7 protein-coding genes are annotated in these 11,962 nt (G+C 67.7%); 2 read left to right on the plus strand and 5 right to left on the minus strand.

What is annotated here, in order from left to right:
• Positions 1-41: 41 nt before the first annotated feature.
• Positions 42-1,991 (plus strand): Stk1 family PASTA domain-containing Ser/Thr kinase, encoded by a 1,950-nt coding sequence (gene pknB / locus ACWAUG_RS08585; protein WP_460802150.1) that lies wholly within the window; start codon positions 42-44, stop codon positions 1,989-1,991.
• Between the two features lie 109 nt (positions 1,992-2,100).
• Here pknB and ACWAUG_RS08590 read toward each other — a convergent pair whose 3' ends face one another.
• Together ACWAUG_RS08590 and ACWAUG_RS08595 are read right to left on the minus strand one after the other, a co-directional pair.
• Positions 2,101-3,438 (minus strand): class II 3-deoxy-7-phosphoheptulonate synthase, encoded by a 1,338-nt coding sequence (locus tag ACWAUG_RS08590; RefSeq protein WP_298039294.1) that lies wholly within the window; start codon positions 3,436-3,438, stop codon positions 2,101-2,103.
• Between the two features lie 38 nt (positions 3,439-3,476).
• Positions 3,477-4,163: a lysophospholipid acyltransferase family protein gene (locus ACWAUG_RS08595; protein ID WP_460802151.1), complete on the minus strand. Its 687-nt coding sequence runs from the start codon at positions 4,161-4,163 to the stop codon at positions 3,477-3,479.
• Between the two features lie 181 nt (positions 4,164-4,344).
• On the opposite strand from ACWAUG_RS08595, the gene ACWAUG_RS08600 reads away from it, so the two are divergent.
• Entirely contained in the window at positions 4,345-6,171 is a 1,827-nt protein-coding gene (locus ACWAUG_RS08600) for an AMP-dependent synthetase/ligase (RefSeq protein ID WP_460802152.1), read from the plus strand.
• A 67-nt stretch (positions 6,172-6,238) separates the two neighbouring features.
• On the opposite strand, the gene ACWAUG_RS08605 is transcribed toward ACWAUG_RS08600, so the two are convergent.
• Genes ACWAUG_RS08605 through ACWAUG_RS08615 form a run of 3 tightly spaced genes read right to left on the minus strand, consistent with a single transcriptional unit; the run spans position 6,239 to position 11,931 of the window.
• On the minus strand, positions 6,239-6,730 hold the full coding sequence (locus tag ACWAUG_RS08605; RefSeq protein ID WP_298039302.1) for a peptide deformylase: 492 nt from the start codon (positions 6,728-6,730) through the stop codon (positions 6,239-6,241).
• Entirely contained in the window at positions 6,730-8,481 is a 1,752-nt protein-coding gene (locus ACWAUG_RS08610; RefSeq protein WP_460802153.1) for a MinD/ParA family ATP-binding protein, read from the minus strand. Before ACWAUG_RS08610 ends, ACWAUG_RS08605 begins: the two co-directional genes overlap by 1 nt.
• A gap of 42 nt (positions 8,482-8,523) precedes the next feature.
• Positions 8,524-11,931: a pyruvate carboxylase gene (locus ACWAUG_RS08615; RefSeq protein ID WP_460802154.1), complete on the minus strand. Its 3,408-nt coding sequence runs from the start codon at positions 11,929-11,931 to the stop codon at positions 8,524-8,526.
• Positions 11,932-11,962 lie beyond the last annotated feature (31 nt).

An 11,962-nucleotide genomic window follows, 5' to 3' on the forward strand; every position in this document is an offset into this window, starting at 1 on the left:
CGTTCCCGGGCCTCACAGCCACTTCTCCATAGAATTCGTACGTGACGACCAATCAGCAAGCCGACCCGCTCATCGGGCGGCTCGTCGACGGTCGGTACCGGGTCCGGGCGCGCATCGCCCGCGGCGGGATGGCCACCGTGTACGTCGCCACCGACCTCCGACTCGAGCGACGCATCGCGCTGAAGGTCATGCACGGCCACCTCAGCGACGACTCGGTGTTCCAGAGCCGCTTCATCCAGGAGGCCCGAGCCGCGGCCCGGCTCGCCGATCCGAATGTGGTCAACGTCTTCGATCAGGGGCAGGACGGCGAACTCGCCTACCTCGTCATGGAATACCTGCCCGGCATCACCCTGCGGGAGCTCATGCGCGAGCAGCGGCGGCTCACGATCGCGCAGACCATCACGATCATGCATGCGATCCTCTCCGGGCTCGCCGCCGCGCACAAGGCCGGGATCGTGCATCGCGACGTGAAGCCCGAGAACGTCCTCCTCGCCGAGGACGGCCGCATCAAGATCGGGGACTTCGGACTCGCCCGCGCCACGACCGCAAACACCGCCACCGGGCAGCAGCTGCTGGGCACCATCGCCTACCTCGCCCCCGAACTCGTCACCCGCGGCACGGCGGATGCCCGTAGCGATATCTACGCGCTCGGTATACTCCTCTACGAGATGCTCACCGGCGAGCAGCCCTACAAGGGCGAGCAGCCCATGCAGATCGCCTTCCAGCACGCCACCGAATCGGTGCCGCGCCCGAGCGTGCGCAACCCCGCCGTTCCCGAGCAGCTCGATGAGCTCGTCCTGTGGTCGACCGAGAAGGCACCCGATGAGCGCCCCGACGATGCTCAGCAGATGCTCGACCGGCTCCGCGAGATCGAGCGCGAACTCGACATCGCCCCGACGGCGACGACAGCACCGACCAAGACCATCAAGTCGATGAGCGACTCCAGCGACCTCACCCAGGTCATGCCGGCCACGATGGTCGCACAGACGCTCGAGCCGACGGGCCCGATTCCGCAGCCCATCGACAACGCCACCGTGCTGCGCCGCCGCACCGCCAAACGGCGCGCTCGCGGCGCGCTCGTCTTCTCCCTCGTGTTCTTGCTGGCGACGATCGCCGGCGGCGTGGGCTGGTGGTTCGGCTCGGGCCCCGGTTCGCTTGTCGCGGTTCCCGTCGTCGCAGGTCTCGACTATGACGCCGCGGCTGCCGCACTGGCCGAAGACGGCTTCGTCGCAGTTCCGGCCGACGAGAGCTCGATCGATATCGAACCGGGCTTGACGATCCGCACGGATCCCGCCGATGGCGAACGCAAGGACAAGGGCACCGAGGTCACCGTCTTCGTCTCCTCCGGCCCCGCCCAGCACCGGCTCGATCCGCTGAACGGCATGACCGCAGACGATGCCCGCGCCTATCTCGATGAGCTGCACGTCGACGTCGCCGATGACGATCTGCTGCTGTATTCGGATGCCGAGCCCGATGTCGTCATCAATGCCACCATCACGCCTCGCGCGGGCGGCGAAGCCTATGAGTGCGGCGACGGCTGCGAAATCTTCGAAGCCGATAGTGCTCGCCTCGTCGTGTCGCTGGGCGCACTCCCCGATGTCGTCGGACTCTCTCGCGCCGAGGCGACCGCGCAGCTCGGCGACAAGCAGATCTCCGTCGACCTCGCCGAGGAGTACAGCGACTCGATCGCCGAGGGCGTCGTCATCCGCACGGGCGACCGTGCAGAAGGCGGCAACTGGCGCCCCGGCGATACCATGCCGCTCGTGATCTCGCTCGGACCTCAGCTCTTCGAGGTTCCCGATGTCACCGGGCTCAACCGCGACGACGCCGCGCAGCGCATCCGCGATGCTGGCTTCGAGCCGACCTGGAACGCCCTGTGGACGCCGTTCCCGAACGGGCTCACGGAGGTGCGCGGCACCGATCCCGAAGGCGGATCGATGCGCCGCGCGGGCACCGAGATCACCCTGCTGATCCGCAGCAGCGGCCTCTGAGCCCTCCCGTCACGAGCCGGCGCCGCTCGCCCGCATCCGCTCGGGAAAACGACGAAGCCGCCCGGATCCGCTTCCACGGCATCCGGACGGCTTCTGAACGTTCTGCTGCTCAGCGCTTCTCGAGCTCCTCGGCCACGAGGAAGGCGAGCTCCAGCGACTGCATGTGGTTCAGGCGCGGGTCGCACAGGCTCTCATAACGAGTCGCCAGAGCTGCCTCGTCGATGTGCTCGGAACCGCCCAGGCACTCGGTGACGTCGTCGCCGGTCAACTCGACGTGAATGCCGCCGGGGAACGTGCCCACGGCGCGATGCGCCTCGAAGAAGCCGCGCACCTCGTCGACCACATCGTCGAAGCGGCGCGTCTTGTAACCGGTCGGCGTCGTGATGCCGTTGCCGTGCATGGGGTCGGTGACCCACAGCGGCTGAGCGCCGGAATCGCGTACGGCCTCCAGAAGCGGCGGCAGAGCATCGCGGATCTTGCCGGCACCCATGCGGGTGATGAACGTCAGGCGACCGGGTTCGCGGTTCGGATCGAGCTTGTCGATCAGCGCGAGCGCCGTCTCCGGTGTGGTCGTCGGGCCGAGTTTCACGCCGATCGGGTTGCGGATCTTGGAGAAGTAATCGACGTGCGCGCCATCGAGATCGCGCGTGCGCTCGCCGATCCACAGGAAGTGCGCCGATGTGTTGTACGGCGTCTCTGTGCGCGAGTCGATACGCGTCATCGGGCTCTCGTAGTCCATCAGCAGGCCCTCGTGCCCCGTGAAGAACTCGACGCGCTTGAGCTCGTCGAAGTCCGCTCCCGCGGCCTCCATGAACTTGATGGCTCGATCGATCTCGACCGCCATGCGCTCATAGCGCTGGTTGGCGGGGTTGGTGGCGAAGCCCTTGTTCCAGGAGTGCACCTCGCGCAGGTCTGCGAAACCGCCCTGTGTGAACGCCCGGATGAGGTTCAGCGTGGATGCCGCCGTGTGGTACCCCTGCAGCAGACGGCCGGGATCGGCCGTGCGCGATGCCTCGGTGAAGTCGTAGCCGTTGACGATGTCGCCGCGGTACGCGGGCAGCGTCACATCGCCGCGCGTCTCGCTGTCGCTCGAGCGGGGCTTGGCGAACTGCCCCGCCATCCGGCCCATCTTCACGACCGGCATGGATGCGCCGTAGGTGAGGACGACGGCCATCTGCAGAACCGTCTTGATCCGGTTGCGGATCTGCTCGGCGGTCGCGCCGGCGAAGGTCTCGGCGCAGTCGCCGCCCTGCAGCAGGAATGCTCCACCGGATGCTGCACGCGCGAGGCGGTCGCGGAGGTTGTCGACCTCTCCTGCGAAGACGAGCGGCGGGAGCGCCGCGATCTGACGCGACACGTCCGCGACGCGGTCGGTGTCGGGCCAGGTGGGCTGCTGCTTGATCGGGAGGGTGCGCCAGGCGTCCAGGGCGTCGTGCTGCTGATGCATTGCCCCAGCTTACTGGGCGCCGTGCGGGCTGCGGACCGTCAGTTACGGCGCGGCATCCGCTCTTTCACAGAGGACGCGTACACGTCGTCGTACTGCTGCTCACCCAGGCGCTGCAGCGCGACCATGATCTCGTCCGTGACCGAGCGCAGGATGTAGCGGTCGTTCTCCATGCCGGCGTAGCGGGAGAAGTCCAGAGGCTCTCCGATCACGATGCCCACCCGCACCACTCGCGGGATCGTCCGGCCGATCGGCATCGCCGTATCGGTGTCGACCATGACCACGGGTATCACCGGCACCTTGGATTCCAGCGCCATGCGCGCGATGCCCGTCCGGCCCCGGTAGAGCTTGCCGTCGGGACTGCGCGTTCCCTCGGGGTAGATGCCGAGGAGGTCCCCAGATCCGAGAACCTGCAGGCCCGTGTTCAGCGATGCCTCCGAGGCCTTTCCGCCGGAGCGGTCGATGGGGATCTGCCCCGTGGCCTTCATGAAGTTGCGGGTGGCCCAGCCCTTGATGCCGCGACCTGTGAAGTAGTCGCTCTTGGCCAGGAAGGACATGCGGCGGTCGATCAGCAGGGGCAGGAAGATCGAGTCGGACACCGACAGGTGGTTGCTCGCGAGGATCGCGGCACCATTCTTGGGCACGTTCGCGCGCCCCACGATCCAGGGGCGGAAGATCGCCTTGATCACGGGGCCGATCACGACGTACTTCATCAGCCAGTAGAACATCGTCTGGCAGTCTATCCCGCACCCCGGCCGGCGCCCCCGCACCGCACCGGCCAGGGATCTCACCAACCGTGACTGAGTGCCAGAAATTGTGCGACTGAATCCCAATTCAACCCATCGAGCGCGCCCTCCGTGCCCTAGACTCTGGAGAAACCCGTACCCGACCGGTACCGAAGGAGTTGCCGTGGTTCAATTCGAAGTCCCCGCGATCGTCCCTGCTGATCCCGAGGCGAACATCAGCGATCTGCTGGCCAAGCGCGTTGAGGCGACCCCTGATCGTGCACTGTTCTCCGTCCCCGACGGCGCGGGCTGGCGCAACATCTCCGCCGCCGATTTCCAGACGGCCGTCATCGCTCTGGCCAAGGGGTTCGTCGCATCCGGGATCCAGCCCGGCGAGAAGGTCGGATTCCTGGCCCGGACCACCTATGAGTGGTCCCTCGTCGACTTCGCCCTCTTCTATGCCGGCGCCGTCATGGTTCCGATCTACGAGACGAGCTCCCCCGCCCAGATCCAGTGGATCCTCGAGGATTCGGGCGCCATCGCCCTCATCGTCGAATCCGCCGACCACTTCGCGAAGGTCGACGAGGTGCGCGGCGACCTGCCCCTCGTCCGCGAGGTCTGGCAGATGCACCTCGGATCGATCGATGCCCTGACCGCGGCGGGTCTCGACATCGAGGATGCCGAGATCGAGCGCCGCCGCAGCATCGCCGTCGGTTCCGACCTCGCCACCCTCATCTACACGTCCGGCTCGACGGGCCGCCCGAAGGGCTGTGTGCTGACGCACAGCAACTTCGTCGAGCTGGCCCGAAACTCGGCCAAGGCCCTCGACCCGGTCGTCTCCGCGCCCGATGCTTCGACGCTGCTGTTCATCACGACGGCGCACGTGTTCGCACGGTTCATCTCGATCCTCGCCGTGCACGCCGGCGTCCGCACCGGCCACCAGCCCGACACCAAGCAGCTGCTGCCAGCGCTGGGATCCTTCAAGCCCACCTTCCTCCTCGCGGTCCCGCGCGTCTTCGAGAAGGTGTACAACTCCGCCGAGCAGAAGGCAGAGGCCGGCGGCAAGGGCAAGATCTTCCGCGCCGCGGCCGCCGCCGCCGTCGAGCACTCCCGCCTGCTCGAGGCGGGCGCGAAGGTGCCGCTCGGTCTGCGCATCAAATTCGCGCTGTTCGACAAGCTCGTCTACGGCAAGCTGCGCGCGGCCATGGGCGGCCGTGTCAGCTTCGCGGTATCCGGGTCCGCGCCTCTCGGCCCGCGCCTGGGGCACTTCTTCCACAGCCTCGGCGTTGTCATCCTCGAGGGATACGGACTCACCGAGACCACCGCTCCGGCGACCGTCAACCTCGCCGACAAGTCGAAGATCGGCACCGTCGGTCCGGCCCTGCCCGGTGTGGGCATCCGTCTCGGAGAGGACGGCGAGATCGAGGTCCGCGGAATCAACGTCTTCAAGGAGTACTGGAACAACCCCGAGGCGACGGCCGAGTCCTTCCACGACGGATGGTTCCGCACGGGCGACATCGGCAGCTTCGATTCCGAGGGCTTCCTCACGATCACCGGTCGCAAGAAGGAGATCATCGTCACCGCCGGCGGCAAGAACGTCTCCCCCGCCGCCCTCGAGGACCCGATCCGAGCGAACCCGATCGTCGGCCAGGTGGTCGTCGTCGGCGATCAGAAGCCGTTCATCTCGGCTCTGATCACGCTCGACTCGGAGATGCTGCCGACGTGGCTGGCGAACAACGCTCTGCCCGCCGACATGTCGCTGGCGGATGCCGCGAAGAACGATGCCGTCCGCGCCGAGGTGCAGCGCGCCGTCGACATCGCCAACAAGGCGGTCTCGCGGGCCGAGTCCATCCGCAAGTTCCGCATCCTCGACTCCGAGTGGACCGAGGCCAGCGGCCATCTCACGCCGAAGCTGTCGATCAAGCGCAACGTCATCATGACCGACTTCGCCGATGAGGTCTCCGCGATCTACGACGAACCGGTGCAGACCACCAACGTCGCGATCGGCTGAGCCCGCGCCCCACATGACGAACGCCCCGACATCGTCGGGGCGTTCGTCATGTGCACGGGATGCGAGGTCAGAACCAGTCGCTCTCGCGCACTTCTCGCATGGCGGCCTTGCGGTCCTCGGCGCTCAGTCGGGTGAGATAGAGCTTCCCGTCGAGGTGATCGGTCTCGTGCTGGAGCGCCTGTGCGAGTAAGCCCTCCCCTTCGAGCACGACTGGCTGCCCGTTGAGGTCGATGCCCTCGACGCGCGCCCAGGGGTGGCGCATCGCATCGTGCCAGAGGCCGGGCACCGAGAGGCAGCCCTCACCGGTGGGCACGGGCTCGCCGCGCACCTCGGTCAGAACGGGGTTGAGGATGTAGCCGATGTCGCCGTCGATGTTGTAGCTGAATGCGCGCACGGCGACGCCGATCTGCGGTGCGGCTACGCCCGCACGTCCCGGCAGCTTCACGCTGTCGAGAAGATCGGCGACGAGTGAGCGCACGCCGTCATCGATCTCGTCGACCGGTGCGCAGACCGTGCCCAGCACCGGGTCGCCGAAGATCCGGATCTCACGGACCGCCATCAGACGCCGCTCGTGCGCAGGCCGTCGATCAGCAGAGCCGCGAGCTCGCGGGCCGCGCGACGCGTCTCGACCTGCAGGTTCGAGTAGACGATCGGCCCGCCACCGGCGATCTGCGCGTCGTAGGGCATCCGCACGACGCTCTTCGCACGCGTCCCGAAGTGGGCTTCGAGCTCGTTCAGACGCACGAGCGGACTGCCCGGCGTCGACTGGTTGAGCACGATGATCGCGTTGCGCGCCTTCTCCTCGTATCCGTTGCTCTCCAGCCACGTGAGTGTCTCGGAGGCGAGACGCGCTTCGTCGACGCTGAGGCCGGACACGATGACGATCTGGTCCGCCAGGTCGAGCGTAGCGCCCATGACCGAGTGCACGATGCCCGTTCCCGTGTCGGTGAGCACGAGCGAGTAGTAGCGTGCGGCGACCTCGGCGACGTCACGGTAGTCCTCGTCGCTGAAGGCATCGGCGATCCGAGGATCGGAGTCGGAGGCGAGCACGTCCAGACGCGTCGTATCACGGGCGACGATCGCGGAGATGTCGTGATACCCCGTGATCTCATCGTGGATGCGAGCGAGATCACGGATCGAGCGGCTCTGCGCGCGGGCGACGCGATCGGCGAGCGTGCCGCGGTCGGGGTTCGCATCGACGGCGATGACGCGGTCGTTGCGCGCATCGGCCAGAGCCATGCCGAGCAGCGTCGTGATCGTGGTCTTGCCGACGCCGCCCTTGCGCGAGAGCACCGGCACGAATCGTGCCCCGCCCGCGATCGGCGCGGCGATGCGTGCGCTCAGCGCCTTGCGCTCACGGGCACGCTTGCCGTCGCCGATATTGATCCGGTGACCGGAGATCGAATAGAGGAAGTGGCTCCACCCGCCCTCGGGCTCGGGCTTGGTCATCTGACGAGGGTCGAGGAGACGATCGGCGGTCAGCAGGTCGGCCGACTCGCGCGCCGATTGTCCGAGCTGCTCCCCCAGACGCTTCGACGTCATGGCGACCTCCGGGCGGGGGGTCGCCGGGCGCTGGGTGAGGGCGCGTTCGGTGGGCTCGGATCGTTCGGAGGGGGTGCTCACGGGCTGGTACGTCATCTCATTATCGAGGGGGGATTCCGGCACGATGGGGTCGGTCGGCGCGGATTTTTCTTCATCCGCCGATTCCGCGGAGGTTCGCTCCGGGACGGACGGGTCGTCGACGACGGGAACGTCGGCAACGGGTTCTTCAACGACAGGTTCGACATCGACGGGCTCATCGATGACGGGCTCCTCCACAGGCGCCGGAGCGCTCTGTTTCATCGCCGCGGTGATCCATGCCGAGGTCGCACTCTCCGAGGAGGAGCGCTTCGACGGAGCAACGGTTTCGGATGCCGTCGCCGCAGGCGCGTCCTCGATGACCGGCTCCGCCAGGACGGCGGGCTCATCGACAGCCTCCTCCGGCGCGACCTCGATGACGATCGGGGCGAGGAGCGGCTCTTCGACGGCCTCCGACTCCACGGCCGACGATTCGACGACGACATCGGCTGCGACCGGCTGCTCGCCGGCTGACGGATCGATGACGGGGCCGTCGAGCACGAGCTCAGCGGGGAGCTCTCCGTCGACGACCTCGTCATCGACCAGATCATCGTCGTCATCCTGCGGGATGACGACATTGACCTGTGCGGTCATGCCGATCACGCCGAGAGACGTCGTGTCCAACGAGGCGGACTCGTCGAGCACGCCGAACTGCTCGTCGTCGGACGAGTCGCTGCTGTTGTTCGAATTCACGGTGTCACTCCAAGCTTGTGCGAGCGTGTCGCTCGCACAAGATTACTTCGCTGGAGTGATGACGACCAAAAGGTCTCCCGCGTCCACCTGCTGCGTGGCCCCGATCGCGAGCCTCTCGACGACCCCGTCGACGGGCGCCGTGATCGCGGCTTCCATCTTCATCGCCTCGATGGATGCCACCGGTTCGCCCGCGCGGACGGCATCGCCCACGGTCGCCTTCAGCGTCACGACTCCCGAGAACGGAGCAGCGACCTGACCGGCCTGGGAGGTGTCGGCCTTCTCGACCTCGTGCGCATCCACGGCGATCGCGAGGTCCCGGACGAAGACCGGCCGCAACTGCCCGTTCAGCGTCGTCATGACCGTCCGCATGCCCCGGTCATCCGCTTCGCCGATCACCTCGAGGCCGACGTACAGCTGCACGCCGCGGTCGATCTCGACGAGGTGCTCCTGCCCGGGGACGAGCCCGTAGAGGTAGTCCCCGGTCTCGAGGACGGAGAGGTCGCCGAAGATCTCTCGCCGCTCGGCGAACTCGCGCGTCGGCGCGGGGAAGAGCAGGGCGTTGAGTCGTTCACGGCGCTCCGCCGGTGTTCCGGCGAGGGCCCGCTCATCGTCTGCGGAGATCTCGGTGATCCCGGTGCGGGCCGTGCGGCCGGCGAGGACCTTCGAGCGGAACGGCTCCGGCCATCCGCCGGGCAGGTCTCCGAGCTCGCCGGCGAGGAAGGCCACGACCGAATCGGGCACGTCGTACTTCTCCGGGTTCATCTCGAAATCGGCCGGGTCGGCGCGGACAGCGGCCAGGTGCAGCGCGAGATCGCCGACGACCTTCGACGACGGGGTCACCTTCGGCAGACGGCCGAGGATGCGGTCGGCCGCCGCGTACATGTCCTCGATGAGTTCGAAATCATCTGCGAGCCCGAGCGCCTTGGCCTGCTGACGCAGGTTCGACAGCTGACCGCCCGGGATCTCGTGATGGTAGACGCGTCCGGTGGGACCGGGAAGCCCCGACTCGAACGGCGCGTACTGGTTGCGCACGGCTTCCCAGTACGGTTCGAGATCAGAAACGGCCGCGACGTCGAGACCGCTGTCGCGGTCGGTGTGCGCGAGCGCAGCGACCAGGGAGGACAGCGAGGGCTGACTCGTCGTGCCCGACAGCGGCGCGGATGCGGCGTCGACGGCGTCGACGCCGGCCGCACTGGCGGCGAGAAGCGTCGCCAGCTGGCCGCCGGGGGTGTCATGCGTGTGCAGGTGCACCGGCAGGTCGAATCTTTCGCGCAGCGCCGTGACCAGTCGGGCGGCGGCGGCCGGACGCAGGAGCCCCGCCATGTCCTTGATCGCGAGGATGTGCGCACCGGCATCGACGATCTGCTCCGCAAGGGCGAGGTAGTAGTCGAGGGTGTAGAGGTCCTCTGCGGGGTTCATCAGATCACCGGTGTAGCACAGGGCGACTTCGGCGATCGCGGTGCCCGTCGCGCGCACGGCATCGATCGCGGGACGCATCTGCTCCACGTCGTTGAGCGCGTCGAAGATTCGGAAGATGTCGACACCGCTGCGGGCGGCCTCGGCGACGAACGCTTCGGTGACCGCGGTCGGGTACGGGGTGTATCCGACGGTGTTGCGACCTCGCAGGAGCATCTGGATGTTGACGTTCGGCAGCGCCGCGCGCAGCTTGTCGAGCCGCTCCCACGGATCTTCGCCGAGGAAGCGCAGCGCCACGTCGTAGGTGGCCCCGCCCCAGGCCTCGACCGAGAGCAGCTCCGGGGCCAGACGTGCGAGGTAGGGGGCGGCGGCGACCAGGTCCCGGGTACGCACCCGGGTGGCCAGCAGCGACTGGTGCGCATCGCGGAACGTCGTGTCGGTGATCGCCAGCGGCGCCTGCTCCCGCAGGCTCCGCGCGAACCCTTCGGGGCCGAGCTCGAGGAGCTTCTGCCGGGATCCGGCGACGGGCTCTGCCGAGAGATCGAGGCGCGGGAGCTTCGTCATCGGGTCCGCGGCAACCGGGCGCGGGCCATGGGGCTTGTTCACCGTGACATCGACGAGCCAGTTCAACAGCTTCGTGCCGCGGTCCTTCGAGACCCGCCCGCGCAACAGGTCGGGGCGCTCATCGATGAATGAGGTGCTGATGTCCCCGGAGACGAACGAATCGTCATCCAACAGCGCCTGGAGGAAGGGGATGTTCGTGGATACACCGCGGATGCGGAACTCGGCCAGGGCACGACGGGCCCGATCGACTGCGGCTTCGAAGTCCCGGCCACGACAGGTCAGCTTGGAGAGCATCGAATCGAAGTGCGGGCTGATCTGGGCGCCCTGGTGCACGGTACCGCCGTCCAGACGGATGCCTGCCCCTCCGGGCGAGCGGTAGGTCGTGATCTTGCCGGTGTCCGGGCGGAAGCCCTGGGTCGGGTCCTCCGTCGTGATCCGGCACTGCAGAGCGGCGCCGCGCAGGTGGATTTCCTCCTGCTGCAGGCCGAGGCTGTCCAGGGTCGCCCCCGCGGCGATCCGCATCTGCGCCTGGACGAGGTCGACGTCGGTCACCTCTTCGGTGACGGTGTGCTCGACCTGGATGCGCGGGTTCATCTCGATGAAGACGACCTCGCCGGCGCGTTCGCCGGCGGTCTCGAGGAGGAACTCGACGGTGCCCGCGTTCTCGTATCCGATGGAGCGGGCGAAGGCGATGGCATAGCTGTGCAGCGCGGTGCGGATGCTGTCGTCGAGGTTCGGCGCCGGGGCGATCTCCACGACCTTCTGGTGCCGGCGCTGCACGGAGCAGTCTCGCTCGAAGAGGTGAACGGTCTCCCCGGTCTTGTCGGCGAGGATCTGCACCTCGATGTGCCTCGGCCGCACGACGGCCTGTTCGAGGAACATGCGCGCATCGCCGAAGGCGCTCCCGGCCTCGCGCATCGCCTCGGCCAGTGCCGGGGCGAGCTCACCGGCGCTCTCGACGCGTCGCATGCCGCGTCCGCCGCCCCCGGCGACGGCCTTGGCGAAGAGCGGGAACCCGATCTCGGCGGCCTGGGAGACGAGCAGGTCGACATCATCGGATGCCTCGGTCGATCGCAGCACGGGGACCCCCGCCTCGATCGCATGGTGCTTCGCCTCGACCTTGTTCCCCGCCATCTCGAGGACGCGGGCGGGCGGGCCGATGAAGACGATCCCATGAGCTGCGGCCTTCGCCGCGAGCTCCGGGTTCTCGGAGAGGAATCCGTACCCGGGGTAGATCGCATCCGCGCCGGACTCGAGCGCGACCCGGATGATCTCGTCGACGTCGAGATACGCGCGCACCGGGTGGCCCCGTTCACCGATCTCATAGGCCTCGTCCGCTTTCAGCCGATGCTGGGAGCCGCGATCCTCATACGGGAAGACCGCAACGGTGCGCGCCCCCACCTCATAGGCCGCGCGGAAGGCACGGATCGCGATTTCTCCACGATTCGCCACCAGGATCTTCTGGAACATGCACACCTCGTTGTTGACTCATGCACGTGCG

The sequence above is a fragment of the Microbacterium sp. GXF6406 genome (assembly GCF_054798215.1).

What these genes read in the sequence shown, in the direction of transcription:
- ACWAUG_RS08590 (WP_298039294.1), bottom strand. Translation starts at nt 3,438, where the DNA reads ATGCATCAGCAGCACGACGCCCTGGACGCCTGGCGCACCCTCCCGATC.
- ACWAUG_RS08595 (WP_460802151.1), bottom strand. Translation starts at nt 4,163, where the DNA reads ATGTTCTACTGGCTGATGAAGTACGTCGTGATCGGCCCCGTGATCAAG.
- ACWAUG_RS08605 (WP_298039302.1), bottom strand. Translation starts at nt 6,730, where the DNA reads ATGGCGGTCCGTGAGATCCGGATCTTCGGCGACCCGGTGCTGGGCACG.
- ACWAUG_RS08615 (WP_460802154.1), bottom strand. Translation starts at nt 11,931, where the DNA reads ATGTTCCAGAAGATCCTGGTGGCGAATCGTGGAGAAATCGCGATCCGT.